The sequence below is a fragment of the Streptomyces mobaraensis genome, from assembly GCF_020099395.1.
Classification (GTDB): Bacteria; Actinomycetota; Actinomycetes; order Streptomycetales; family Streptomycetaceae; genus Streptomyces.
This window is the reverse complement of the sequence record NZ_CP083590.1, coordinates 5,326,190-5,350,544: the sequence shown is the minus strand read 5'-3', so window position 1 is coordinate 5,350,544 and position 24,355 is coordinate 5,326,190. Positions and strand designations below refer to the sequence as shown.

The 24,355-nt window shown below is 72.7% G+C and carries 24 protein-coding genes; 13 read left to right on the top strand and 11 right to left on the bottom strand.

Features of this window, described 5'->3' with window-relative positions; genetic code table 11:
* Positions 1–41 precede the first annotated feature (41 nt).
* Positions 42–1,586 (top strand): hypothetical protein, encoded by a 1,545-nt coding sequence (locus K7I03_RS23520; RefSeq protein WP_185940552.1) that lies wholly within the window; start codon positions 42–44, stop codon positions 1,584–1,586.
* A 149-nt stretch (positions 1,587–1,735) separates the two neighbouring features.
* Positions 1,736–2,764, top strand: a complete 1,029-nt coding sequence (locus K7I03_RS23515; RefSeq protein ID WP_185940553.1) for an alpha/beta hydrolase — start codon at positions 1,736–1,738, stop codon at positions 2,762–2,764.
* Here the strand turns inward: K7I03_RS23515 and K7I03_RS23510 are convergent.
* Positions 2,745–2,921: a hypothetical protein gene (locus K7I03_RS23510; RefSeq protein WP_224347180.1), complete on the bottom strand. Its 177-nt coding sequence runs from the start codon at positions 2,919–2,921 to the stop codon at positions 2,745–2,747. The two genes, K7I03_RS23515 and K7I03_RS23510, sit on opposite strands and share 20 nt — an antisense overlap.
* A gap of 425 nt (positions 2,922–3,346) precedes the next feature.
* On the opposite strand from K7I03_RS23510, the gene K7I03_RS23505 reads away from it, so the two are divergent.
* The gene (locus K7I03_RS23505) at positions 3,347–3,736 is read left to right on the top strand and encodes a VOC family protein (RefSeq protein ID WP_185940554.1); all 390 of its coding nucleotides are present in this window, start codon (positions 3,347–3,349) and stop codon (positions 3,734–3,736) included.
* Positions 3,737–3,778: 42 nt separating this feature from the next.
* Here K7I03_RS23505 and K7I03_RS23500 read toward each other — a convergent pair whose 3' ends face one another.
* Complete coding sequence (locus tag K7I03_RS23500) at positions 3,779–4,513, bottom strand: SDR family oxidoreductase (protein ID WP_185940555.1); 735 nt, start codon at positions 4,511–4,513, stop codon at positions 3,779–3,781.
* A gap of 140 nt (positions 4,514–4,653) precedes the next feature.
* Between K7I03_RS23500 and K7I03_RS23495 the strand changes: the two genes are divergently transcribed.
* Positions 4,654–5,247, top strand: a complete 594-nt coding sequence (locus K7I03_RS23495) for a TetR/AcrR family transcriptional regulator (protein WP_185940556.1) — start codon at positions 4,654–4,656, stop codon at positions 5,245–5,247.
* 210 nt (positions 5,248–5,457) lie between these two features.
* Here K7I03_RS23495 and K7I03_RS23490 read toward each other — a convergent pair whose 3' ends face one another.
* The 4 genes from K7I03_RS23490 to K7I03_RS23475 form a co-directional block, all read right to left on the bottom strand.
* Positions 5,458–5,811, bottom strand: coding sequence for a beta/gamma crystallin domain-containing protein (locus K7I03_RS23490; RefSeq protein WP_185940557.1), 354 nt, complete (start codon positions 5,809–5,811; stop codon positions 5,458–5,460).
* A 420-nt stretch (positions 5,812–6,231) separates the two neighbouring features.
* The gene (locus tag K7I03_RS23485; protein ID WP_224347551.1) at positions 6,232–6,621 is read right to left on the bottom strand and encodes a hypothetical protein; all 390 of its coding nucleotides are present in this window, start codon (positions 6,619–6,621) and stop codon (positions 6,232–6,234) included.
* A gap of 193 nt (positions 6,622–6,814) precedes the next feature.
* Complete coding sequence (gene nadE, locus K7I03_RS23480; protein WP_185940558.1) at positions 6,815–7,645, bottom strand: ammonia-dependent NAD(+) synthetase; 831 nt, start codon at positions 7,643–7,645, stop codon at positions 6,815–6,817.
* Positions 7,646–7,774: 129 nt separating this feature from the next.
* On the bottom strand, positions 7,775–9,808 hold the full coding sequence (locus tag K7I03_RS23475; protein WP_185940559.1) for an HtaA domain-containing protein: 2,034 nt from the start codon (positions 9,806–9,808) through the stop codon (positions 7,775–7,777).
* Positions 9,809–10,438: 630 nt separating this feature from the next.
* Between K7I03_RS23475 and efeO the strand changes: the two genes are divergently transcribed.
* Genes efeO through K7I03_RS23455 form a run of 4 tightly spaced genes read left to right on the top strand, consistent with a single transcriptional unit; the run spans position 10,439 to position 14,991 of the window.
* A complete protein-coding gene (gene efeO / locus K7I03_RS23470) occupies positions 10,439–11,575 on the top strand; it encodes an iron uptake system protein EfeO (RefSeq protein WP_185940560.1) in 1,137 nt (378 codons plus the stop codon).
* Between the two features lie 28 nt (positions 11,576–11,603).
* Positions 11,604–13,019 (top strand): iron uptake transporter deferrochelatase/peroxidase subunit, encoded by a 1,416-nt coding sequence (gene efeB, locus K7I03_RS23465; RefSeq protein WP_221902417.1) that lies wholly within the window; start codon positions 11,604–11,606, stop codon positions 13,017–13,019.
* Positions 13,020–13,046: 27 nt separating this feature from the next.
* Entirely contained in the window at positions 13,047–14,093 is a 1,047-nt protein-coding gene (gene efeU, locus K7I03_RS23460; protein WP_185940561.1) for an iron uptake transporter permease EfeU, read from the top strand.
* Positions 14,080–14,991 (top strand): hypothetical protein, encoded by a 912-nt coding sequence (locus tag K7I03_RS23455; protein WP_224347179.1) that lies wholly within the window; start codon positions 14,080–14,082, stop codon positions 14,989–14,991. Before efeU ends, K7I03_RS23455 begins: the two co-directional genes overlap by 14 nt.
* A gap of 36 nt (positions 14,992–15,027) precedes the next feature.
* Here the strand turns inward: K7I03_RS23455 and K7I03_RS23450 are convergent, their stop codons facing one another.
* Positions 15,028–15,759 carry a bifunctional DNA primase/polymerase gene (locus tag K7I03_RS23450; RefSeq protein WP_185940563.1) on the bottom strand — a complete coding sequence of 244 codons (732 nt, stop codon included), beginning with the start codon at positions 15,757–15,759 and terminating at the stop codon, positions 15,028–15,030.
* 164 nt (positions 15,760–15,923) lie between these two features.
* Positions 15,924–16,529, bottom strand: a complete 606-nt coding sequence (locus tag K7I03_RS23445) for a TetR/AcrR family transcriptional regulator (protein ID WP_185940564.1) — start codon at positions 16,527–16,529, stop codon at positions 15,924–15,926.
* Between the two features lie 148 nt (positions 16,530–16,677).
* On the opposite strand from K7I03_RS23445, the gene K7I03_RS23440 reads away from it, so the two are divergent.
* Both K7I03_RS23440 and ddaH read left to right on the top strand, forming a co-directional pair.
* Positions 16,678–16,854, top strand: a complete 177-nt coding sequence (locus tag K7I03_RS23440; protein WP_185940565.1) for a DUF6243 family protein — start codon at positions 16,678–16,680, stop codon at positions 16,852–16,854.
* Positions 16,855–16,967: 113 nt separating this feature from the next.
* On the top strand, positions 16,968–17,792 hold the full coding sequence (gene ddaH / locus K7I03_RS23435) for a dimethylargininase (protein WP_338019831.1): 825 nt from the start codon (positions 16,968–16,970) through the stop codon (positions 17,790–17,792).
* Between the two features lie 217 nt (positions 17,793–18,009).
* Here the strand turns inward: ddaH and K7I03_RS23430 are convergent, their stop codons facing one another.
* Complete coding sequence (locus K7I03_RS23430) at positions 18,010–19,047, bottom strand: small ribosomal subunit Rsm22 family protein (RefSeq protein WP_185940566.1); 1,038 nt, start codon at positions 19,045–19,047, stop codon at positions 18,010–18,012.
* A 594-nt stretch (positions 19,048–19,641) separates the two neighbouring features.
* The gene (locus K7I03_RS23425) at positions 19,642–21,021 is read right to left on the bottom strand and encodes a multidrug effflux MFS transporter (RefSeq protein ID WP_185940567.1); all 1,380 of its coding nucleotides are present in this window, start codon (positions 21,019–21,021) and stop codon (positions 19,642–19,644) included.
* Between the two features lie 306 nt (positions 21,022–21,327).
* Here K7I03_RS23425 and K7I03_RS23420 point away from each other — a divergent pair, with 306 nt between their 5' ends.
* The 3 genes from K7I03_RS23420 to K7I03_RS23410 all read left to right on the top strand — a co-directional run bounded on the left by K7I03_RS23420 (position 21,328) and on the right by K7I03_RS23410 (position 23,747).
* Positions 21,328–21,969, top strand: a complete 642-nt coding sequence (locus K7I03_RS23420; protein ID WP_185940568.1) for a hypothetical protein — start codon at positions 21,328–21,330, stop codon at positions 21,967–21,969.
* A 239-nt stretch (positions 21,970–22,208) separates the two neighbouring features.
* Positions 22,209–22,643 carry a hypothetical protein gene (locus K7I03_RS23415; protein ID WP_185940569.1) on the top strand — a complete coding sequence of 145 codons (435 nt, stop codon included), beginning with the start codon at positions 22,209–22,211 and terminating at the stop codon, positions 22,641–22,643.
* Between the two features lie 189 nt (positions 22,644–22,832).
* The gene (locus K7I03_RS23410; RefSeq protein ID WP_185940570.1) at positions 22,833–23,747 is read left to right on the top strand and encodes a PhzF family phenazine biosynthesis isomerase; all 915 of its coding nucleotides are present in this window, start codon (positions 22,833–22,835) and stop codon (positions 23,745–23,747) included.
* A 174-nt stretch (positions 23,748–23,921) separates the two neighbouring features.
* Here the strand turns inward: K7I03_RS23410 and K7I03_RS23405 are convergent, their stop codons facing one another.
* Positions 23,922–24,125: a DUF1330 domain-containing protein gene (locus K7I03_RS23405; RefSeq protein WP_238513521.1), complete on the bottom strand. Its 204-nt coding sequence runs from the start codon at positions 24,123–24,125 to the stop codon at positions 23,922–23,924.
* Positions 24,126–24,355 lie beyond the last annotated feature (230 nt).

Below are 24,355 nucleotides of genomic sequence, written 5' to 3'. Positions count from 1 at the left end.
TCGTATCGAGCCGGTGTCGTGGGCGGTCCGCCGCCCGTCGGGTGGGCGCCTTCCTCACCGACGGGCCCGCCGCCAGGCCCGCCGACCCCGCCCGCGACGCGGCGGCCGTGATGTCGATCGACATCGGCACCGGTGCGGTGCATGAGCTGGTCAAGGACATCGACATCTCGGGGCTCGGCGTGTCGGGGGACGGCAGCGTGGCCGTCGTCTGCCGCCGGGAGGAGGCCGCCCCGCCCTCGTACGGGGTGGCCCGCTACCAGGCGGTACGCGTCACGGACGGTCGGGCGCTGCGTGGCTTCTCCGCCGGACCGGACACCACGTGCCGGGAGACCGCCGTCAGCCGGCGGGGCGAACGCTACGCCGCGTACGGCTCGTCGGGCGGGTGGGCTCTCGTCGACACGGCTTCTCAACAGGGGGACGCCGTACGGTTCTCCGGCCCGGTGTCCACGAGCGGGATGGCCTTTCTGCCCCTCCTGGGGACCGCGGACCATCCCGTCCTGGTGTCCGGCGGCAAGAACGGGGTGACAGGATTCGCGCTGGCAAAGGACACCGGGGGCACCGCCTACGGCCTTCCGCACCTGCTGGGCGACGGGAGCGCAATGGTGGTCCGTGTGGGCAGTGACGGCAGGACCCTGCGCGTCGTCGCGACCGAGGACGAATGGCGCGTGCTGGCAGAGGCGAAAGGCGATACCGCCGCGACGCCCCCGGACAAGTCCCAGGATCTCCAGGTCAGCAAAACGCAGAGCCTGGTGGCGGATGTGTCGGACACGAACCGGATCACGGTGCGGGCCCTGCCCTCGCTGCGCCGGGTCGCCGAATTCACCACGGCCCGGCTGCCGGCCGGGAAAGAGCGGCCGGAACTTCTCCAATTCCGGTTCCTCGACGACGAACGGCTCGTCACGGTCTCCGGAACGACCGTCGAGGAGTGGGACGCCCGGCGCGGCCGCCGCCTGTCGCCACCGCTCGACCTGCGCGAACTGCGGCTGACGACACAGGACCATCCGTACTACGGCGTCGGCCGCCACCGCGAGCCGGGCTATGTGGCGGTCACCGTGGGCGGCCAGCCGGAGGTGCACGCCGTCGATCTGCGCACGGGAAAGGAGAACCGCGATCTCCGGATCCGGCTCGGCGACGACCTCAACACGGCTGTATTCCTGACCGATTCACGCTATACGGCGGAGATGACCAAGGGCGGGATGGTGGAACTCTGGTCGGCGCGGCCGGGGAGCGAGCCGAAGCGAACGGTCGGGCCGATCGGGCCCATGAGCCCGGACCGCTGGGCGGCCGGCCTCTTCGGACGGACCGGCTTCTTCCTGGCCAACGCGACCTCGGTGCGCATCCTCAAGGCGGACGACGCGGAATACCGGGAGACGTACGAATTCATGCAGAAGCAAACCTTCCTGGCGGCCGGCGACGGCGGCAAGGCCCTGCTGCGCGGCGACCGCGAAGGCGACATGAGCCTGCTCCGCCTCGACCCGGCCCTCTGGAAGCGTCACCTGTGTGCCGTCCTGGGCCGTGACCTCACCGAGGATGAGCGGGGTGGCCTGCCACCCGGGCTGCCCGCCCTTTGCCGGGCCGCGGCGTGACGGGTGGGACGGGTGTGTGGCCGGTTCCTGTGTGGGGAAGCCGGCGGCCACCCCGGGACACCCGAGCCGTGTGATGGGATACGCCGCATGGGTCCCCGACAGCCGTCCCCACCACCCCGTCCCCCGTCCCGCCCGAAGGCCGGGACGCCGTGAGCGCCCACCGGGAGCCGCCGGAGCAGCCCGGCGCCGAGGAGCCCGGCGCCGTCCCCCTCGACCCCGAACTCGCCGCCGTCCTGGCCTCCTTGAGCGACGAGGCGAAGGAGCCGGTCACCCCGGGGAACCTCGCGGCCCGGCAGGCGCGGGATGCCGCCGCCCGCCCGCGGCCGACGGTCGAGGACCTGCGCGCGGGCGGCCTCTTCGAGGTGGCGGAGCTGTCCGTGCCGGGGCCGCCGGGCGGCCCGGACGTCACGCTGGTGAGCGCGCGGCCGTCGGCCGCCCCGGCCGGGCCCCTGCCGCTCCTCTACTACCTGCACGGCGGCGGGCTGATCGCGGGCAACGCGTGGTCCGTCCTCCCCCGCGTCCTCCGGGACTGGGCGCTCCCGCTGGGGCTGGCGGTCGCCTCGGCCGAGTACCGGCTGGCGCCGGGGGCGCGCTACCCGGAACCGCTGGAGGACTGCTACGCCGGGCTGGCCTGGGCGGCCGGGCACGCGGACCAACTGGGCGTCGACCCGGACCGGATCATCGTCGGAGGGAAGAGCGCGGGCGGCGGCCTCGCCGCGGCCCTCGCCCTGCTGGCCCGCGACCGCGGCGGCCCCCGGCCGCTGGGCCAGCTCCTGCTGTGCCCGATGCTCGACGACCGCGCGGCCACCTTCTCCAGCCGTCACCTGTCCGTCCCGGGGGCCCTGGACCGTACCTCCGACGCCACGTCGTGGCGGGCCTACCTGGGCGACCGCCACGGCACCGCCGACGTCCCGCCGTACGCGGCCCCCGCGCGCGCCACGGACCTCTCCGGCCTCCCACCGGCCTACGTCGACGTCGGATCGGCCGAGATGTTCCGCGACGCGTGCGTGGCCTACGCGAACGCACTCTGGCAGGCCGGCGGCCAGGCCGAACTCCACGTCTGGCCCGGCGCGTTCCACGGCTTCGACACCATGGCCCCGAAGGCGGCCCTCAGCCGCACCGCCCGTACCGCCCGCACCGACTGGCTCGGGCGGCTCCTCACCAGCCCAGGGCGGTGAGCAGGACGAGGACGAGGGTGGCGACGGCGAGCAGGCCGTGGAACAGGACGACCGACGCGGCGGGGAAGTGCCGTTCGGCGGGGACGGACTCGTCGGTCCCCAGGGGCGCCGTCGCGGCGGCCCGGGCGCGGCGGACGGGGATCCAGCGGGCCGGCATCACGAATCCCAGCAGCGCGACCGGCAGCAGCAGGCCGAAGGCGGCCCGCGCCAGGGCGGCCCGATGGGTCGCGAGGTAGCCGATCCAGACCTCCAGGCCGATGGCGGCCAGGGCGAAGTGGCCGAAGACGACGGGCGCGGGCAGGCGGCTGGTGCCGGTCCGCTGCTGTCGGACCCCGCCGCGCCGGATTCAGACGCCGAGCATGAAGAGGCCACCGAGGACGGCGCGGAGGGCGATGGACGTCCGCCGGCCGATCGACCAGGCCGTCAAGGTGGGGGCGACGAGGCGCTTCGGTGGGCGAGACGTCACCCGAGCGGCCGGGAAACCGGACGGCGTCCATACTGGACACCGTCCGCATGGTCGGCTGCCGGGTCGCCGGGGCGGCCGGCCCCGTCCGTCCCCTCCTCCGCACCCGGGAGCACGTCATGAGGATCTACCTGACCAGCGTTTTCGTCGACGACCAGGAGAAGGCCCACCGCTTCTACACCGACGTCCTGGGGTTCGTGACGAAGCACGACGTCCCGGTCGGCGATACGGACCGGTGGCTGACCGTCGTCTCGCCGGAGAACCCCGACGGGACCGAGCTCCTGCTCGAACCCTCCGGGCACCCCGCGGTGAAGCCGTACAGGGAGGCGCTGGTCGCGGACGGCATTCCGGCCATCGCCTTCGCGGTGGACGACGTCCGGGCCGAGTACGAGCGGCTGCGCGGGCTGGGGGTGCGGTTCACGCAGGAGCCGGAGGAGATGGGGCCGGAGGTGACGGCGGTGCTGGACGACACCTGCGGCAATCTGATCCAGATCGCCCAGTCGGAGTAGGCGACGGGCCCCGCCCCGGGGAGGTCTGGTCGTCCTGCGGGCTCAGTCCTGCGCGGTCGGCCGTACGACGATGTCTCCGACGTCGACGCCGTCCGGCTGCTCGATGGCGAACGCGATGGCGCGGGCCACCGCGTCCGGCGGGAGGGCGGCCTCGGCCATGCGGTCGGCGATCCGGGCCCGTACCTCCGGATCCATGCGCTCCGTGAACTCCGTACGGACCATGCCCGGTGAGACGACGGTGACACGCAGCCTGTCGCCGGCCTCCTGGCGCAGGCCCTCCGCGATCGTACGGACGGCGTTCTTGGTGCCGGCGTACACCGACTGGAGCGGGACGACGCGCAGTCCGGCGGTGGACACGGTGTTGACGAAATGCCCGCGGCCCTGGGCGCGGAAGACCGGCAGGGCGGCGGCGATGCCGTACAGGACGCCCTTGAGGTTGACGTCGATCATCTCCTCCCAGTCCTCCACGCGGAGTTCGTCGAGCGGGGAGATCAGGCCGACACCGGCGTTGGCGACGAGGACGTCGAGCCGGCCGTAGCGTTCGCACGCCAGCCCGACGAGGCCCGACAGGTCCGCGCGCCGTGTGACGTCCGTACGTATCCAGGCGGCTTCGCCGCCGGCCGCCTCGATGCGGCCGGCCAGGGCCGCGAGGCGCTCGGTGCGGCGTGCCCCGAGGACGACCTTCGCACCGCGTTCGGCGAGCAGCAGCGCGGTGGCCTCGCCGATGCCGCTGCCGGCGCCCGTGATCGCCACGACTTCGCCTTCGATTCCCGACATGGTCGGCGGTCCTCCCGGAGGGTGGGCGGGGGCAGGGCGGAGACATGGCCTACGGTGAAAGCGGAGGCGCCGCCGGTTCACTCGAACAGTAAGCGGAGGCGCCGCCGCTTGCAACGGGGGTCGAGGAAGGGCGAGCGCTGATGACCCGAGAGACAGAACGCCCGCTGCGGGCCGACGCGCGGCGCAACCGGGAGCGGATCCTGGCCGCCGCTGTACGCGTCTTCGGCGAGGAAGGGCTGAACGCGCACTTCGAACGCATCGCCCGGGAGGCGGGCGTGGGCACCGGCACCCTCTACCGCAACTTCCCCACCCGGGAGGCCCTGGTCGAGGCGGCCTACCGCAACGAGGTCGCCCGGCTCTGCGACGCCGTTCCCGGCCTGCTGGCGGCGCAGCCGCCACGGGAGGCGCTGCGCGCGTGGACGCGCCGCTTCATCGACTACGCCACCGCCAAGCTCGGCATGGCCGACGTTCTCCGGGCGCTCGTCGACACGGGAACCAACCCCTATGCCGAGAGCCGCGACCTGATCCGGGCGGCCCTCGCGGCCCTCATGGAGGCGGCCGCCGACGCCGGAGCGATCCGGTCCGACATCGGCCCGGACGACATGTTCGCCGCCCTCGCCGGCATCGCCCTCACCTCGGCCGCACCGGAGCGGCGCGAGCAGGCCGAACGCCTCCTCGACCTCGTCCTGGACGGCCTGACGCGCGCACCGCGCCCGACGGCCGCCGACTCGTGAGAACCTCCCCGAAAACCGACCCGTAAATGCAGCCGATGCCGGCCATGGCCCGCAAAGGCATGGCCGGCATCAGGGCGGCGGTCCGGGGCAGGCGGATTACCTGTCACCTGAGGCGAGGGAAACCCGCTGGACGCCGGGAAAACGGCGGCAATGGCCGTAAGCGCGCGCGCCACGAGAACCGTGGCCCCGGGCCGCCGCCCCACCGCTGCGTCAAAGGATTTCGATGGAGTTGACCTTGGGCGGCCGGTTCGGGAAAGTGATTTCGTGCCAGCGCTCGATTTTCACCGAGTCGCCGTTGGCGTCGTAGTAGATCAGGTCGTTGTTGCCGGTGGATATCTTGTCGACCCACCACCCGCCGAAGTCGGTCCTCCCGCGGTTCGCGTAGCAGTCGACGCTCTGACGTCCGCCGCTGTGCGACCAGATCTTCAGGAAGGGCTCCCCGCCACGGCAGGGGATATGGTCGATGGCGTAGGCGTTGCCGGCCGGGACGACCACCGTGAGCGCGGCGGCGGCCGCGAAGGCCATGGCGACGGAAGTCGCGGTCTTTTTCGCTTTCGACAGCACTGGCTGAGTCTCCTTCTTCGCATGCCGAAACGGGAGTTCACCCCGCGACCGCTATGGGTCGCGCTGTGATTCGTGCGTCGTGCGTCACGCATCGCGCCGGGACGAGAACTTTCGCGGCGACTTCGATTACGGAAGGCCGCCACGCCCTCTCGTCTCGCGCTTGCATAACGACGGTCCCCCGCAACCGCTGCACATAGCAACCGTTGACTGCTCAACTGACTGGAACACCCCCCTCCGGTGTCCGGATCGCAACCCCCTGGGGCAGTTGCCCGGGATGGTCCGCGCGCGGCGACCGCCCCACGACAGGCGAGCGGGAGAGAGCAGTTGGGGCAGCAGGACCCGGGCCCCCGGCCCCCTCCGGGGGCCGGCTGAGCGGACGGCCGTCGCGGCGGCGGTGTGAGGTGAGCGGCCCCCTGCGGGCTACTTCAGCAAGGAGTTGACGGTGCTCGACAGGCCGGAAGTGGCGGACTGGCCCGTGCTGTTCGCCGCGTCCTTGGCGCTCGACACCGCCCCGGGCTCGGACGCCGATGCCGAAGCTGAGGACGACTGTGCGGCGGACGACTCCTCGGGCGTCGTCGACGAGCCGCCGGACGCCTTGGGGGCGTACTGGTAGGTGTCGGTCACCTTGTGCTCCTGGGTCAGCTTCCCCGGTGCCGGCGACACCACCAGCACCGGGTACCCGTCGTCGGCGTGGTGGTGGTGATGATGGTGGTGGTCGTCGGCCGACGCGGCGGGTGCCAGGCCCAGCACCGCCGTTCCGACGGCGGCGGCCACCACAGTGACCATGAGACGACTGCGCAGCGATGCCATGACGTTCACTCCCACTCTCGTTGAGGGAACACACCTGCCGCAGGCACACGGGTAACACCCGTACCAGCAGCGGGAATCCACCAGAGCATCGCATTCCCGTGCCGCCCGGCACAGGTGCCAGTGGCGCGCCGAACAGCGCCCCGCGCCTTGTCGCTTCGTAGGAACAATCCGTGGCGCCCGGTGCGGCGTTTCCTCAGGGGGCGATGGGGAGTTGGCGCTTGTGGTCGGTGAGGCGGTAGCGGCGGACGATCGTCTCGAAGGCGCGCTCCTCGACCGGCTTGCCCTCCAGGAAGTCGTCGATGTCGTCGTATGTGACGCCGAGCGCGTCCTCGTCGGCCTTGCCCGGGTCGAGGGTCTCCAGGTCGGCCGTGGGGGTCTTCCACACCAGCTCGGCGGGCGCGCCCAGGGCGTCGGCGACGGCGCGCACCCGGCGCTTGGTGAGGCCGGTCAGCGGGACGAGGTCGGCGGCGCCGTCGCCGTACTTGGTGAAGAAGCCGGAGACCGCCTCGGCGGCGTGGTCGGTGCCGACGACCAGGCCCTCGTGCGCGCCGGCCACCGCGTACTGGGCGATCATGCGCTGCCGGGCCTTGATGTTGCCGTGCACGAAGTCCTGGTGGTGGGCGTCGCGGAAGCGGGTGCCGCCGGCGAGCGCGGCCTCCAGCGCGGCGTCGCTGGCGGGCTTGACGTCCACGGTCAGCACGTGGTCGGCACGGATGAAGGAGAGGGCGAGCTGGGCGTCGTGCTCGTCGGCCTGGACGCCGTAGGGCAGCCGCATCGCGTAGAAGTGCGCCTCGTGACCGGTGGCGCGGGCCCGCTCGACCGCGAGCTGGCAGAGCCGGCCGGCGGTGGTGGAGTCGACGCCTCCGCTGATGCCGAGGACGAGGGAGCGCAGGCCGGTGGAGGTCAGCCGCTCGGCGAGGAAGGCCACCCGGCGCTCGATCTCCCGCTCGGCGTCGAAGTCCTCGGCGACCTGGAGTTCCCGGGCTATCTCCTGCTGCAGGGCGGTGGACGCCGGCTCGCTCACGTCTGCTCCTTGGTGCGTGCGGTTCGCGTGGTGCTGTCCCGCCACCCTACCCAGTGGGGGTACGGGAGCCCTGCCCCCGCCGCCGGGGGGCGGTGGGGGCAGGGCTCTGCGCAGGCGAGCCGCCGGAGATCAGCCGGTCAGCTTCGCCGACTTGCGACGCGCCGTCCAGACCGCCGCCCCGCCCGCGAGGACGAGCGCCGCGGCGCTGCCGACCAGGGGGCCGGTGGGGGTGTCGTTACCGGTGTGGGCGAGGGAGTCGTCCGTGCCGGTGCCCGTACCGGTCCCCGTGCCCGTACCCGTACCCGACGAGTTGCCGGTGCCGCTCGTGCCGGTGCCGTCGGTGTTGGTGCCGGTCGAGTCGTCGTCGAGCTTGGCGTCCTTGTTGACCGCGATCTTCGCGGTCACCGGGTCGAGGCCGTCACCCCTGTTGAGCGTGACACCCGGGATGGTGAGGGCCTTCTTCCCCTCCTCGGTGAGGGCGGCCTGCACCATGTTGAGCGTGACGACGCCGTTGGTGGCCGCAAGGGAGTCCTTGTACAGGGTGAGGTCCGCCAGCACGGTCTCCTTGTCGGACAGGCCGGGGGCGGCCTTCCCGTCCTCCTTCCTGGTGACGTGGGCCAGCAGCTGCCCCTTGTCGCCGTTCGCGGCGATCCGGAACTTCGAGAGCGTGAGTTCCACGCTCTTGCCGTTCGGGTGGGCGGTGAAGCGCACCGTCCCCTTGAACGTGGCGTCGAGCTTGGACTTCGCCGCGTCGTAGCTTCCCGTCGCCTTGGTGAAGCGGAAGCCGCCCGTACTCTGCTGCTCGGCGCCGTCCGAGACCTCGATCTTCCCGCCGAGCGTCGTGCCGGTGACGGCACTGCGGAACGCCTGCGAGACGCCCCAGTCCAGGCGGCCGTCGTAGACCGTGGAGTCCGCGGCCAGTTGCTTCGGCTGCTCGGTACTGCTGCCGGTGGTGCCCGTGCTGCCGGTGGTCCCCGGCGTCTCCGAGCTCCCGGTGCTGCCCGTCGTCCCGGGGGACGCGGAGGAGCCGCCGGTCTCCTCGGCGCCTCCCTTCGGGTCGCCCGTCTCCGGAATGAGCGACTCCTCCTCCGGGCCCGTGACCTTGCCGTCGTCGACGCCCTCGGGCTTGGGCTCGGAGGACGGGGTCTCCTTCGGAGTGGGGTCCCCCTTCGCGTCGGAGGTCTTCTCCGGCTCAGGGGTCTTCTTCGTGTCGGACGGCTTCTTCGTGTCAGAGGTCTGCTTCGGCTCGGAGGGTTCCTTCGGCTCGGAGGGCTCCTTCGGCTTCGGGTCGGGCGTGGGCTTCTTGCTGGGTATCGGGGCGGGCTCGTGGTCGTCCGGGAGCGGAGCGCCCTGCTTCGCCGAGAGGGAGAGGCCGTCGAGGGACGCCCCGGCCTTGTAGACGGAGTGCTTCTTGTAGGTGAGCGCCTTGGCACCGTCGGCCGTCAGGGTCGCGGGGACCTTGGCGAGTGCCGGGACGTCGTTCTTGGCGCCGGCCTTGGCGTCGTTCCCGGCCTGCTCCTTGCTGCCGCCGTCCTTGCTGTCCTTGGCGTCCTTGTCGGCCTTCTTGTCGGCCTTCTTGTCGGCCTTCTTGTCGCTCTTCTCGGCCTTGTCCGCCTTGTTCGGCTCGCCGTCCTTCCCCGCCGGCTCCGCCTTCGCCAGGTCGAGCGTGGCGAGGGTGACGTCGTCGCGGGTCTTGCCGGACGTCGTGACGTCGGCGGTGACGCGGCCCTTCCCGCCCTCGCCGATCACCTTGAGGTCGCTGAACTTGACGTCCAGCCCCCAGTGCTTCTTCTTCCCCTCGCCCTTGGCGTGGCCCAGGAAGCGGACGCTGCCCTTGAAAGCCGTGGTGAAGGAGTGCTTCTCGCGGTCGTAGGTGCCCTTGCCGCCGGAGAAGGTGAAGGCACCGTTGCCGTCCGCCTGTTCGACGCCGTCGGCGACGCGGATGGTGCCGTCGGCCTCCTCGCCCGTGACGTACTGGCGGAACGATTCCTTGATGCCCCAGGTGAGGGTGGCGTCCTTGAGCTGGAACCCGGTCGGCTGCTTGGCCGCCGCGTCCGGCTCCTCACCGGCGGCTCGGGCGGGCAGGGTGAGCACGGTGGCCCCGAGGGCGATCGCCGTGGCGACGGCGGCGGTGAACGCCGTCCGTCTCTGGGTTACGGCCATGTGTCAACTCTCCTTAGGGGTAGTGCGGCCGGTGCCTGCCGGCACATGAAAGGTAGTCAGTCGAATGGATGCGCGGAAAGCGGAAAAGGGTCCCTCGCACGGCACATGAGTCATCACACGAGTCGCCGGCCGCGTCGCGCGCACCACCGGACAGCTCTCCCGCCCCTGTCCGAGGTGGCCGGATTCGTCCCCTATCCGCCCGGCGGCCCCCGACGTCCGGCGGAGCCGGCCGCCCGGGTACGGACACCCGCACGGACCCGGGCGCGGACCCCGGCGCGCGCATCGGCTCACGTCCGGGCTCCGCGCCGCGACCACAGCGGCTCCCCCGCACTCCCGCGAATGGAAGCGCGGCGTGGGGCAGGAGGGAGGACGCCCGGCCGCCCCGACCGCGTCGACCCCCGCCCGTAACAGAAGTGACCCGACGGACTCAAGTGATCGATCTGCCGAGCGGGGCGAAATTTTGCCGCATGAGAGCAGGATCACGTGCACTTTGGGGAACGACTCAGGCAAGCCTCAGATAAGTTAGGTCGGCCTTATTAGAGGTGCTTTTTCAGCCACACCTCCTCCCTTTGTGACGGAGATGTGATGAAAGGGCAGGTATTCCGACTTCCGAGCACGCCTGGAGCCCGTATGCGAGCCCTCCGCTCCTCCGCTGTCACCGTCGTCGCCGCGGCGGCGGCCCTGGCCGTCGTGTCCGGCTGCGCAGAGAAGTCGGACGCCGGTGACTCCGACGCGATCCGCGTGACCGCCTCCGACGACAAGTGCGAGGTCTCGAAGACCTCGTTCCCCGCCGGTGATGTGAAGATCAACATTCAGAACAAGGGCTCCAAGGTCACCGAGGTGTACGTCTACGCCGCGGACGACCGGATCGTCACCGAGCGCGAGAACATCGGCCCGGGCACCAAGGCCGAGATCACCGCCACGGTCAAGAAGGCCGGTGACTACGAGATCGCCTGCAAGCCCGGCATGAAGGGCGACGGCATCCGGCAGAAGATCACCGTCACCGGCGGCGACGGCAAGCAGAAGAAGACCGACCCGGCGCTCGACAAGGCCGTCGCGGAATACCGCAAGTACGTCCAGGAGCAGGCCGACGCGACCCTTCCGCTCGCGCAGAAGTTCATCGACGCCGTGAAGGCGGGCGACCTCGACGCGGCGAAGAAGGCCTACGCCCCGTCCCGCCTCGGCTGGGAGCGGACCGAGCCCGTCGCCGAGTCCTTCGGTGACATCGACCCCAAGGTCGACGTCCGCGAGGACGGCCTGGAGAAGGGCCAGAAGTGGACCGGCTGGCACAAGCTGGAGAAGTCGCTCTGGGACGGCAAGAAGATCACTGACGAGGACAAGGCCCTCGCCGACCAGCTGTCGAAGGACCTCGTCGACTGGCAGAAGCGGGTCGGCAAGGCCGACATCACCGCCACCAGCATGGCCAACGGCGCCAAGGAGCTGCTGGACGAGGTGGCCACCGGCAAGGTCACCGGCGAGGAGGAGCGCTACAGCCACACCGACCTGGACGACTTCCAGGCCAACGTGGAGGGCGCCGAGAAGTCCTACGAGCTGCTGAAGCCCGTCGCCGCCAAGAACGACGCCGCGCTCGTCAAGGAGCTCGACAAGCAGTTCGCGGACCTGAAGAAGCTGCTGGGCGACTACCGCGACGGCGACCACTTCAAGGCGTACGACTCCGTCGGCAAGGACGACCGCAAGAAGCTGTCGGACGCCGTCAACGCCCTCGCCGAGCCGCTGTCCAAGCTCGCCGGCGCCGTCGCGAAGTAACCCGGGGGCACGTGCGATGAGTGACGCGATGAACGAGAAGAACGAAACGAACGGGACGACGACGTCCGGCGACCGGGCCGAGGAGCCCGCGGTGGCGAAGGCGGACGCGAAGACCGACGCGAAGACCGACGCGAAGACCGACGCGAAGACCGACACCACGACGGACACGAAGCCGGAAACCGGCACCGCCGGAGAAAGCACCTCCCGCAAGCCCTCCCGCCGCGCCCTCCTCGGCTGGGGCGGCGCCGGTCTCGCGCTCGGTGCCGCCGCGGCCGGCGGTACGGCCGCGGCCCTGCGGCTGGGCGACGACGACAAGTCGCCGGCCGCCGCCGAGGGCGAGGCCGTGCCCTTCTACGGTCCCCACCAGGCCGGCATCGCCACGCCCGTCCAGGACCGGCTGCACTTCGCCGCCTTCGACGTGCGCACGGACGACCGCGAGCAGTTGATCAAGCTGCTGAAGGAGTGGACGGCCGCCGCCGCCCGGATGACCGCCGGTCACGAGGTCGGCGAGGGCGCCATCAGCGAGAACGACGAGCTGCCGCCGGACGACACCGGCGAGGCGCTGGGCCTCAAGCCGTCCCGGCTGACGCTCACGTTCGGCATCGGGCCCACCCTGTTCGAGAAGGACGGCAAGGACCGCTTCGGCCTCAAGGGCCGCCGCCCCAAGGCCCTGATCGACCTGCCGCCGTTCCCCGGCGACAACCTGGACCCGGCCCGCAGCGGCGGCGACCTCTGCGTCCAGGCGTGCGCGGACGACCCGCAGGTCGCGGTGCACGCGATCCGCAACCTGGCCCGCATCGGCATGGGCCGGGTCGCGATCCGCTGGTCGCAGCTCGGCTTCGGCAAGACCTCGTCGACCACCCCCGACGCCATGACGCCGCGCAACATGATGGGCTTCAAGGACGGCACCCGGAACATCGCGGGCACCGAGACGGACCGGCTCGACAAGTTCGTGTGGGTGGGCGAGAAGGACGCCGACGGCTGGATGGCCGGCGGCTCGTACCTCGTCGCCCGCCGCATCCGCATGCACATCGAGACCTGGGACCGCACCTCGCTCAAGGAGCAGGAGGACGTCTTCGGCCGCGACAAGGCCGAGGGCGCGCCGCTGGGCAAGCGCAAGGAGCGCGAGGAGCCCAACCTCCGGGTGATGAAGCCGGACGCGCACGTCCGCCTCGCCCACCCCGACAGCAACGCGGGGGCGACGATCCTGCGCCGCGGCTACTCCTTCACGGACGGCACCGACGGCCTGGGCCGGCTCGACGCCGGACTGTTCTTCATCGCCTACCAGCGCGACGTCCGGGACGGCTTCGTGCCCATCCAGACCCGGCTGTCGCGTTCGGACGCCCTCAACGAGTACATCCAGCACGTGGGTTCGGCCGTCTTCGCCGTCCCGCCGGGCGTCCGCGACAAGGACGACTGGTGGGGCCGGACGCTGTTCGGCTGACGGCCCCGCACACGAAGGAGGCGCCGCGTGTTCGGCAACTACCTGATCGGCCTGCGCGAGGGGCTGGAGGCCAGCCTGGTCGTCTGCATCCTCGTCGCCTACCTGGTCAAGAGCGGCCGCAGGGACGCCCTGCGGCCGGTCTGGCTCGGCATCGCCGCGGCCGTGCTGCTCAGCATGGGCTTCGGCGCCGTGCTCCAGTACGGCTCGCAGACCATGACGTTCGAGGCGCAGGAGATGCTGGGCGGCTCGCTGTCCGTCATCGCCGTGGGCCTGGTGACGTGGATGGTCTTCTGGATGCGGCGCACCGCGCGGCACCTGAAGAAGGAGCTGCACGGCAAGCTGGACGCGGCGCTGGCCATGGGCACCACCGCGCTGGTGGTGACGGCGTTCCTGGCCGTGGGCCGGGAGGGCCTGGAGACCGCGCTGTTCATCTGGACGGCGGTGCAGGCCACCGACGACGGCGTACGGCCGCTGGTCGGCGCGCTGCTCGGGCTGCTCACGGCGGTGCTGCTGGGCTGGCTGTTCTACCGGGGCGCGCTGAAGATCAACCTGGCGAAGTTCTTCACCTGGACCGGCGGCATGCTGATCGTGGTGGCTGCGGGCGTGCTCGCGTACGGCTTCCACGACCTCCAGGAGGCCGACGTCCTGCCGGGGCTGAACTCCACGGCGTTCGACATCAGCGAGCAGGTGCCGGTCGACAGCTGGTACGGGACGCTGCTGAAGGGCGTCTTCAACTTCCAGCCGGACCCGACGAAGCTCCAGGTCTGGGTGTGGGCGCTGTACCTGGTCCCGACCCTGGTGCTGTTCTTCCGCCCCGGCCGCACCGGTAAGGTGGCGCCGTCCCCGGCAGCCACCGCTGCCAGCGCAGCCACCGAGGAGTCCAAGGCCGATGCGACGTCGGACGCGCCCGCGCCTTCCGCGCCTTCCGCGTCGGCTGCCGCGCCTTCCGCGTCGCCGGCCGTGGCCGGTGCCGTCCCGGGTGCTCCCGCTGCTCCTGCTGCCGGCGCTGCTGGCGACCGGGTGCGTGACGGTGCACGGCGAGCGGGAGATCGTCCCGGCGGTGGACAGGGCTGAGGCCGCCAAGGCCCTCGGCGACTTCACCGCCGGCTACACCAAGGCGTACCGCGCCCTCGACCCGGCCCTCGTGGACCGGGTCGAGACGGGCGCCCTCGCCGAGATCGGCCGTGCCGACGTGACCGCGCAGCGCAAGCTGCTGCCCAAGGGCAATCCGGGCTATCCGGCGCTGGAGCTGCGCGACGCCCGGTTCGCCATCCCCAAGTCGGCGGGCTGGCCCAAGTTCTTCGTCGCCGACACCCTCAGCAACCGGGACAAGAACCGGTGGCTGGTGGTGTTCACGCGCGACAGCGCCAAGGACCCGTGGAAGGCCGCCTACCTGACGCTGCACGCGCCGGGCACGGTCCCGGCGTTCCGGACGGACGGGGACGGCTGGGCGGAGGCCGTTCCGGTACGGGCCGGTCAGCCGTCCGGTGAGCCATCCGGTCAGCCGTCCGGGCTGGTGCTGGAGCCCGACGCGGTCAGCGGCGCGTACACCGGCTTCCTGCGCACCGGCAAGGGCGACGTCTTCGCCCCCGACCTCGCCACCACCCAGCTCCGGGCCGACCGCGCCAAGCTCGCGCGGACGCCCACCTTCTGGACCGACTGGATCGACACCCCCGAACAGGGGCCGGGCTTCCCCGCGCTCGCCCTGCGCACCGCGGACGGCGGCGCCGTCGTGTTCTTCACCGCCCACCACCGCGAGAAGCGGACCATGGCGAGGGGCGTCCGTCCGGCCGTCACCGAGCAGCGGACGAAGTCCCTGCTGACGGGGCGGCTGTCGACGGCGATCACGTATACGCGGGTGTCGGAGTCGGCGGTGCGGGTGCCGGCGAAGGGAGAGCGGGTCAAGGGGGCGGCGTCCCAGGTGCGGTTCCTGAACCGGATCGAGTCGCTGATCGCGGCGAAGGGCGAGTAGGCGGAGCGGGAGGGGCGGAGCGGGAGGGCGGCGTCCTCAGCGGCCGATCGGCCAGGCCGCGTGGTGCTCGTGGTCCGGCCGGTCGCCCGCGTATTGGGCGCACGCGTCCGTCAGCGTCTCCAGCAGCGTCAGCGGGTCCGGCAGCGGCCGTTCGGGACCCACCAGCCAGGCCACGTACGCGTCGTCGCCGGGGAGGCGGGAGGGCGGCAGGAGGACGTAGCTGCCGCGGCAGTGCCAGCGCAGGCCGGGGTGTTCGTCGAGGGTCTCGGGGTGGCAGTCGAGCTCGCAGGGCCACCACTCGTCCTCGTCGTCCGGGGTGCCGCGGGTGGCGGTGAAGAAGAGCATGCGGTCGGGGGCGACGGTGGCGACGGGCCCGACCTCGACGCCGGCGGCCGTAAGCCGGTCCAGCGCCTTGCGGCCGGCCTCGGCGGGGACGTCCAGGACGTCGTGGGCCATGCCGGTGGCGGTGACGAAGTTGGCCTCGGGCTGGGCCCGGAGCCATTTGGTGACCTTCTCCGGGTCGGTGGTGGCGAGGGTCTGCCAGGCGAAGGAGACGGGATGCCGGCCCGGGGTGGGACAGCCGATGCGTTCGCACGAACACCCGTAGCCGGAGGGGTGGGCGGCCGGGGCCAGGGGGAACCCCGCGGCGGCCGCGGCCAGGAGCAGTTCCTCGCGGGCGGCGCCGGTGGCCGCCCCCGCACCCGTATCGCCGCCCGCTCCGCTCCTGGGGCGGCGCAGCCACTGGGAGAATCTGCTCTTGCGTTCCATCTATCCCCTCACTTCGACCGCGGTCTCCGGTCAATGCTGCCACCATCCTGCGCCCGGCGTGACCGTCGGGCGCATCCGAGGGTGTGACACGGACCGCTCCGGCGGCCGGGCGGGGCGTGGACGGGACCCGGCGGCGGCGCCGGCGGCGGGCCCGGCGGCCGGGTTCAGCGCGGGGTGAGTCCCCGCAGGGTGATCTCGACGACGCTGTCGGCGTAGGCGTGGGTGAGGGGCTGGGTGCGCAGCATCCAGCGGTGGGCGAGCGGGCCGACGAGCAGTTCCAGGGCGATGCGCGGGTCCACGTCCGGGTCGGCCTGCCCGGCCTCCTGGGCGGCGCGCAGCCGGGTGACGTACAGCTGGAGCTGCGGTTCGAGCACCGCCCGTGTGAACTGCGCGCAGAGGTCCGGGTTGGCGATGCTCTCGGCGGCGAGGGCGCGCGAAGGGGCGTCGTAGCGCGGGCTGTTGAGCTCGTCGACGGTGGCGCGGAGGACGACCTTGAGGTCGGCCTCCAGGTCACCCGTGTCCGGGAGCTCGTGGTGCCCTTCGGCGGCCTCCTCGCCGAGGGCGACGAAGGCGTCCAGGAGGACGGCGGCCTTGGAGGGCCACCAGCGGTAGATCGTCTGCTTGCCGACGCCGGCCCGGGCGGCGATGGCCTCGATGGTGAGCCGCTGGTAGCCGGTCTCGCCGGTGAGCTCCAGGGCGGCTTCCAGGATCGCGCGACGGGAACGCTCGCTGCGGCGGTTGGCGTCGGGCGGGGTCTTGGTAGTGGCCATGGGGGCAGGGTAGCTGTTCAGTGAGGCGAGACGTTTCGTCTCGTTGGGGGTTGACGGGGCGGGGTGGCGCATGGCGTAATAACGGAGTCATCGCGAGACGAGACGTCTCGTCTCAGGCACATGCGAGACACCGACGGAAGGAGCCCCCATGACCCGGGGAAACGGCAGGATGCTCGGCGTGGGCGGGACCCGCAGCAACCTCTCGCGCAAGGCGCTGCGCGGCAACGCGTCCGGCGGGGCCGGCCGGGGCGCCGACCCGCTCGCACAGAAGCGGGAACTGCTGCGCGCGTTGCGGGAAGGAAGGAGCGGTACCACGGGGGCGTGAAAGGCCGTGCGTAAACCACCCGTACGGTTCATGCGCGAACAGCGCCCAGCGTGGACGATTTGGGCACGTACGCTCGCCGCGTACGTGCCCAACACCACCGTGAGGAGCGCGACTTGCGTACCGCAGCACCACGGGCGGCGAGCCCCCGTCATTATCTGATGTGCCCGCCCGCCCACTTCAAGGTCACCTACTCGATCAACCCGTGGATGGACCCGGCCAAGCCGGTCGATCTGCCGCTCGCCCTCACGCAGTGGGAAACCCTCCGCGACCGCTACCGCGCCCTCGGCCACACCGTGGAGGAGCTCGAACCCCGCCCGGAACTGCCCGACATGGTGTACGCGGCGAACGGCGCCACCGTCGTCGACGGCCGCGTCCTCGGCGCCCGCTTCGCCCACCCGCAGCGCGCCGCCGAGGCGGCCGTGCACGTGGAGTGGTTCCGGTCGCACGGCTACTCCGTGGTCCGCGAACCCGAGCACATCAACGAGGGCGAGGGCGACTTCGCCGTCACCGACTCCTGGCTGCTCGCCGGCCGGGGCTTCCGCAGCAGCCCGCTGTCGCACCCCGAGGCACAGGAGTTCTTCGGCCGCCCCGTCATCGGCCTGGACCTGATCGACCCCCGCTACTACCACCTCGACACGGCCCTGTGCGTCCTCGACGCCGCCGAAGACGAGATCATGTACTACCCCGGCGCCTTCTCCCCCGGCAGCCGGGCCGTCCTGGAACGCCTCTTCCCCGACGCCCTCGTCGCCGACGCGGAGGACGCGGCGGCGCTCGGCCTGAACGCGGTCAGCGACGGCCGCCACGTCCTCCTCCCCCAGGCGGCCGTCGGCCTCTTCGGGCCGCTCCGGGAGCGCGGCTTCGAGCCGATCGGGATGGACCTGGGCGAGCTGCTGAAGGGGGGCGGCAGCGTGAAGTGCTGCACGCAGGAACTGCGTTGACGGGTTGACGCGTTGGCCCGTGCTGCCGGACTATCCGGGACGCCCGGCCGCAGCGGGCGGGCCGGGCACCGGCCGGGGCAGCCGTCCGGTGGGGGTACGGGCACGGGGCCGCCGGGCGCGCGGACCATCCGGACGCGCCGGCCGCCCGGAGCGCCGGGCGGGCGCCGACGACCGGGGGGGCGTGGGGTGCGCGGCGTGAGGCGTGGAGCGTGGGGCGTCAGCCCTCGCCGTCCTCCGGCGGCCACGCGTCGCCCCAGTCCGCGTCCCGCGCGGCGCGGTAGAGGCCGCCGTGGCGCTTGGTGACCGTCTCGCGGCGCAGCCCCTCGTCACGGGTGCACAGTTCCAGGAGCACCTGGCCCTTGCGGATCTGCGGGCGGCGTACGACGCGGGCGCGGGCGGCGGGGAGGCCGCTCGGGTCGTCCGTGCCGTCGCCGGTCCGCACAGCGGCCACGTACGAGAACTTCTCGTCCTCGTACGCCAGCGAGCCGCCCTTGACCTGCCGGTGCAGGGAGGAGCGGCTGACGCGGGCGGAGAAGTGGCACCAGTCCGTGCCCGGCTCTATCGGGCAGGCGGCGCTGTGCGGGCAGGGGGCGACGACCTCGAAACCCGCCGCGATCAGCCGGTCGCGGGCCTCGATCACCCGGCGGTAGCCCTCGGGGGTGCCCGGTTCGACGATCACGGCGGCGCGGGCGCGGGCGGCTTGGTCGACGACGGACCGCCGGGCGTCGTCGGTGAGTTCGCCGAGGACGTAGGAGACGGTGACGAGGTCGGTGCCCTCGGGGACGGCCGGGCCGCCGCCGATGACCTGCCGCTGCCAGCGCGCGGCGCGCAGCGCGGGCGAGGCGGCGGCGCCGGCGAGTTCGGCGCCGAGGGCGAGGGCGGGTTCCGCCCAGTCCAGGACGGTCGTCGTCCGCTCGCCCTCCGGCCAGGCCGCCGCGACGGCCCAGGTCGCCGCGCCCGTACCGCCGCCGAGGTCCACGTGCGTGCCGGGCGACCAGTCGGGCAGCCGGTCCCGGAACGCCTCCAGCGCGTGCCGGACGGCCTCGAAGGTCGCGGGCATGCGGTAGGCGGCGTAGGCGGCGACGTCGGAACGGTCGCGCAGGACCGGCGCGTCGGTCGGGGTCCGCCCCCGGTAGTTGGCGATCAGCCGCTCGACGGCCCGGGCGGCCTGCCGGGGCGGCAGACCGTCGAGCAGTCCGGCGAGCGCGGCGCGGAGGTTCTCGCCGGTCGGCGGCGTGTTCTCGGGGGCGTGCATTGGGTGGATTTTACGGGGTGGGGTCGGGGTGGGGCCGGAGTGGCCGCCGCTTGCCCGTTCAGCGGGCGGCGTGACGAGCGCGGGCCGCCGCGCGACGGCACGGCCTGTCGGGCCACGCGGCGGGCGCGGCGCGGGCGGGCGTCACGCGGGCGGCGCGGCGCCCGGCGTGAGCGCGGCCGGGTCGCGGGCGCGCGCCGGGTGTCCGTCGTCCGATCGGACCGGTCCTGGCCGCTCTCCGGATCGGGCGCCGGCCGAGTGTCGGCGCCTGAGGCGGGGCCGGCACGTCCCGCTGCCGGCATCGCCGCCGTGCCCGCCGTGCCCGCCGTGCCCGCCGTGCGGAGCCGACCGCTGCATACGTGGCGGAGGAGGAGAGAGCAGCCGTCCGCCGTCCTGCGGGGCTGCGGGGCTGCGGGGCTGCGGGGCTGCGGGGCTGCGGGGCTGCCGCGATCGTGCGTACCGGCACGGCTCCTGTACCCCCCTGCGCCCGCGCAGTGCGCCGCCCGCGGACGCGCCGGCACCGCGGACGTCCCCCGGGCGCGCCGCGACGAACCCGTCGCCCCCGGCGTACCGCACGGCCGGCCCGCGCGGGCCGGGCTACTCCGCGGCCTCCGCGGCCTCCGCGCCCGTCACGCGCGTGCGGCTCTCGGGGCTCTCACCCGCCGAGGCCGACGAATCCGATGAATCCGACGACCCCGCGCCGCCGCGCCGCCCGCACAGCAGGACGAAGCTGAGCACCGCCGCCACCGCGCAGCCGAGCTGGACGGTGGCCATGGGGACGGCCGTGTGCTCGCCCGCGATGCCGACGAGCGGGGAGGCGATGGCGCCGAGCAGGTAGGTGGAGGTGCCCAGCAGGGCGGAGGCGGAGCCGGCCGCGTTGCCGGAGCGCATCAGGGCCTGGGCGTTGGTGTTGGGCATGGCCAGACCCATGGCGGCCATCAGGACGAACAGGCCGGCGGCGACCGGGGCCAGGCCCGGCTCGCCGAGGACGCCCGTCGTCAGCACCAGCAGGGCCGCCGCGGCCAGGGTGATCACGGCGAGGCCCCAGCCGAGGGCCTTGTCCAGGCTGACGCGGCCGACCAGCACCTTGCCGTTGATCTGGCCGACGAGGACGAGGCCGACCGAGTTGAGGCCGAACAGCAGGCTGAACGTCTGCGGCGAGGCGCCGTAGATGTCCTGGACGACGAACGGCGACGCCGAGATGTAGGAGAAGAGGGCGGCGAAGGCGAAGCCGCCGGAGAGCATGTAGCCGGTGAAGGCGCGGTCGGCGAGCAGGCCGCGCATCGCGCGCAGCGTCTCGCCGAGGCCGCCGGACTGCCGGCGGCCGGGCGGCAGGGTCTCGTCGAGGTAGCGGTACACGAGGAACGTCAGGGCGAGACCGACGGCGGTGAGCACGGCGAAGACGCCGCGCCAGTCCGTGAAGCGCAGCAACTGGCCGCCGATGAGCGGCGCGACGACCGGGGCCACGCCCGAGATCAGCATCAGGGTGGAGAAGAAACGGGCCATGGCCACGCCGTCGTACAGGTCGCGCACCACGGCGCGCGCGATCACGATGCCCGCGGCGCCGGCCAGGCCCTGGACCAGGCGGAACGCGATGAGCAGGGCCGCGTTGGGGGCGACCGCGCAGAGGACGGTGGCGACGACGTAGAGCGCCATGCCGACGAGCAGCGGCCGGCGGCGGCCCCACTTGTCGCTCATCGGGCCGACGACGAGCTGCCCCAGCGCCATGCCCATGAGGCAGCCGGTGAGGGTGAGCTGCACGGTGGCCGCGGGACTTCTCAGGGAATCCGTCACCTCAGGGAGTGCCGGGAGGTACATGTCCATGGACAGCGGGGCCACGGCCGTGAGCCCGCCCAGGGCGAGGGTGACGAACAGCCGGTTCCGGCGGCCGGGCGACGTCCCGGCCGAGGAGGATATGTGCTGGTCGGACGCGGTGTCCCCGGGCGTGTCGACCGCCGCGGGTGCGGGCTCCTTCATGCGTTACTCCATGGCTCGTACAGGTATCCGTCCATCGTGTCATGGACGCATCCCGAACCCGTCCCTTACAAGGGCGCACGCCGCGGGGAGCGCGCCTGCCCCTGCGCCTCATACGCCTCCCTGAATGGCTGATTCCGGGAGTAGCGTCCCGTCACGCTCGGCCCAAAGGCAGGCTTCATGCGGGCGCGCGGGCACCGGGCACGCAGGCATGCGGGTATGCAGGCGTACCGGTACCCAGGCGTACAGGCGCGTACGGGGGCATGAGGCACGCAGGCACTCGCCGGGGCCATACCGAGGGGGACGGACATGAGCGCCGGAGATCCACCACACCTGCCCGATCCACCGGGGACCCCGCTGTGGCGCCGCGTCTGGGCCTACTGGGTCACCGGCGGGCTGGCCATCGTGCTCGGGTCGCTCCTGCCCATCCTGCTCCAGGGGCACTCCTCGAACGACAAGGCGGACCCGCCGACGCCCCCGCCGACCGGCGGCCCGACCACCGGCCCCACGACCGGCCCGACCGGCGGTCCGACGAGCAGCACCCCCTGGACGCCCCCGGCCTCCGGCCCGACGGCCACCCTGCCCCAGCCCGTCCCGCCGCCGTACACGACGGCGCCGGCGACCCTACGGGTCTCGGCCAGTGTCACCAGCGTCCTCTCCCAGGGGCCGGCCGGCGTCGGCCTCACCAAGGTGCAGGCGAACATCACGTTCAACGGGCTGAAGGGCAAGATCGTCTCCATCAGGTGGCACACGTACAACGACCTGACCAAACAGTCCCTGAGCCTCGACAGCACCATCCGGTCGCCGGTCCTCAGCTGGGACATCACCAACTGGCACCCGACCTTCGTCGTCATCAACCCCGCCGTGCACTGGCAGCTCCAGGTGACGGCCTACGGGCCGGACGGCACCCAACTCGCCACGAACCACTCGAACTTCACGTTCTCTTCGTGACGGCGTCGGCAATGCAGGGCCGTACAGGTGGTACGAGTGGGACAGGTGGTACTGGCGGTACGCGACGGGGGCGGGGGCTGAGTTTGGCGCGTTTTGACCCCTGAGGGCACTTCCGTCGCACACTTCGGAAAAGAGTTCGATGCCCTGTGCAACCGACATCGCGCTTTTCCCGTATTCCCCAGTGAAGCCCCGCCATCGGGTCATCGAGACCCAACGGGTCCATCAGGGAGGAATACGTCATGAACCGTGCCTACCGCTTCGCCATAGCCGGTGCCCTCGCCGCCGGCCTCGCCGCCGGAGGCGCTGCCACCGCCTTCGCCGCTCCGGTGCCCGCACCCGCGGCCGCCCCCGTCGCGTCCGTCGCCACGGCCGCCCCGGCCACTCCGGCCACCCCGGCGGCCAAGCCCGCGCTCACCGCCCAGGCGAGCGTCGCCACGATCGGCGCCTGGCAGGAGTTCCGCGTCAGTGGCAAGGCCACCGGCATCAAGGCGGGCACCACGGTCGTCCTCCAGCAGCAGCAGGGCGCCAAGTGGGTCTCCCTGCCCGCGAAGGTCGCCGTCAACAAGAACTCGGCCTACTCCATGCGCGTCAAGCTCGGCATCAAGGGCAAGAACGCCCTGCGGGTGACGGGCGGCGGCGCGGTCTCCGAGCCGATCTACGTCACTGTGCGCTGAGGCGACGCGCACGGCATTCCTTCCGAGGCCCTGTTCCGGCGGCCGGCCGGGCGGGGCCTCGGGTACGGGTACGGGTACAAGCACGCGTACGGGTACGGGTACAGCGCGGTTCCATATACGGGAACGGCGTAACGAACCGAACCCAACAGGACCGGAATAACCGCCCGCCTCCGCTCGGTTGGGGTGGCCATGACGATCACCGACGGCACCGCCGCCTCCGCCGCACCCGCCACCCCCGCAGCCCCCGGCACACCCGAGGTCCTGCGCTACACCGCCTTCTCCGCCGACCCGGCGGGCGGCAACCCCGCCGGCGTCGTCCTGGACGCGGCCGGGCTCGACGACGCGGACCTGCTGCGGATCGCCGCCGAAGTCGGTTACAGCGAGACCGCATTCCTCACCGCGCCGCCCGAGGGCGCCGCCGAGCCGGACCGGTCGTTCACCCTCCGCTTCTTCAGCCCGCTGGCCGAGGTCTCCTTCTGCGGCCACGCCACCGTCGCCACCGCCGTGGCCCTGGCCGAGCGGCGCGGCCCCGGGGAGTTCGTCTTCGTCACCCCGGCGGGGACGGTCCCGGTCTCCGTCGCGGAGCACGACGGCGTCCTGCGCGCCACGTTGACCTCCGTCGAGCCGCACACGGAGGACGCCGCTCCGGAAGACGTCGCCGAAGCGCTGGCCGCCCTGGACTGGCCCGCCGCCGACCTCGACCCGGCCTTCCCGCCGCGCATCGCCTACGCGGGCGCCCGCCACCTCGTCCTCGGCGCGGCCACCCGGGAGCGGCTCGCCGCCCTGGACTACGACTTCGACCGGCTGACCGCCCTGATGCGGAAGCTGGGCCTCACGACGGTGCAACTGGTGTGGCGGGAGGACGAGTCCGTGTTCCACGTCCGCGACCCGTTCCCCGTCGGCGGCGTGGTCGAGGACCCCGCGACGGGCGCGGCGGCCGCCGCCCTCGGCGCGTACCTGCGGGAACGCGGACTCGTCGGCGACGACGCGACGCTCACCCTCCACCAGGGCGCCGACCTCGGCCGCCCCGGCCTCCTGGAGGTCACCCTCCGGCCGGGCGACTCCCGCGTCCGGGTGTCGGGCACGGCGGCGCGCATCGCCTGACGCGGGCCGTCCGGGCGCGGGCGGTTCGGCGCGAGCGCTCGACGGGGGCGGTTCGACGAGGACGGTTCAGCGCGAGCCGTTCGGCACCGGACGGCCGACGCGGACCGCTCGCCGCGGGCCGTCCGACACGGACCATTCGCCCCGGGCCGGCCGGTGGACCCACGGCTCCCGCCCCTACCCGGTGGCGTCCGCGGCGCCCTCGGCGCCCTCGGCGAAGACCATCCGCAGCCGCACCGCCGTCCGCCGGATCTCCCGCGCCCGGGTGTACTCGGGCGAGGCGTACCACCGTCTGATCCGTTCCATGTCCGGAAACTCGATGACGATCAGGCGGGACGACGGCCAGTCCCCCTCGACGGCCTCGGGCGTCCCGCCTTTCACGAGGTAACGGCCGCCGTGGGCACGGATGGACGGCTCCCCGCCTGGTGGTACCTGCCGGCGGCCTCGGCGTCCAGCACGTCGGCCTCGACGATCACGTACGCGGGCATGGTTCTCCTCCGTCCGAGCGGCCGGGTTCCGGACTCCGTTACCCGGCCGGTGGTTTCTTCGGCGGGCGGTGGCGGCCGCCCGGCCGCGGTTCGACGCGAAACGCGCCGCCGACCGACCGGCCC

Coding starts and splice junctions, on each gene's coding strand:
- K7I03_RS23495 (WP_185940556.1), top strand. CDS start 4,654: ATGACCCGAGAGACAGAACGCCCGCTGCGGGCCGACGCGCGGCGCAAC.
- K7I03_RS23485 (WP_224347551.1), bottom strand. CDS start 6,621: ATGGCATCGCTGCGCAGTCGTCTCATGGTCACTGTGGTGGCCGCCGCC.
- K7I03_RS23410 (WP_185940570.1), top strand. CDS start 22,833: ATGACGATCACCGACGGCACCGCCGCCTCCGCCGCACCCGCCACCCCC.
- K7I03_RS23440 (WP_185940565.1), top strand. CDS start 16,678: ATGACCCGGGGAAACGGCAGGATGCTCGGCGTGGGCGGGACCCGCAGC.
- K7I03_RS23500 (WP_185940555.1), bottom strand. CDS start 4,513: ATGTCGGGAATCGAAGGCGAAGTCGTGGCGATCACGGGCGCCGGCAGC.
- K7I03_RS23475 (WP_185940559.1), bottom strand. CDS start 9,808: ATGGCCGTAACCCAGAGACGGACGGCGTTCACCGCCGCCGTCGCCACG.
- K7I03_RS23510 (WP_224347180.1), bottom strand. CDS start 2,921: ATGCCGGCCCGCTGGATCCCCGTCCGCCGCGCCCGGGCCGCCGCGACG.
- K7I03_RS23425 (WP_185940567.1), bottom strand. CDS start 21,021: ATGAAGGAGCCCGCACCCGCGGCGGTCGACACGCCCGGGGACACCGCG.
- K7I03_RS23415 (WP_185940569.1), top strand. CDS start 22,209: ATGAACCGTGCCTACCGCTTCGCCATAGCCGGTGCCCTCGCCGCCGGC.
- efeB (WP_221902417.1), top strand. CDS start 11,604: ATGAACGAGAAGAACGAAACGAACGGGACGACGACGTCCGGCGACCGG.
- efeO (WP_185940560.1), top strand. CDS start 10,439: ATGCGAGCCCTCCGCTCCTCCGCTGTCACCGTCGTCGCCGCGGCGGCG.
- K7I03_RS23430 (WP_185940566.1), bottom strand. CDS start 19,047: ATGCACGCCCCCGAGAACACGCCGCCGACCGGCGAGAACCTCCGCGCC.
- K7I03_RS23445 (WP_185940564.1), bottom strand. CDS start 16,529: ATGGCCACTACCAAGACCCCGCCCGACGCCAACCGCCGCAGCGAGCGT.
- K7I03_RS23420 (WP_185940568.1), top strand. CDS start 21,328: ATGAGCGCCGGAGATCCACCACACCTGCCCGATCCACCGGGGACCCCG.
- K7I03_RS23450 (WP_185940563.1), bottom strand. CDS start 15,759: ATGGAACGCAAGAGCAGATTCTCCCAGTGGCTGCGCCGCCCCAGGAGC.
- K7I03_RS23505 (WP_185940554.1), top strand. CDS start 3,347: ATGAGGATCTACCTGACCAGCGTTTTCGTCGACGACCAGGAGAAGGCC.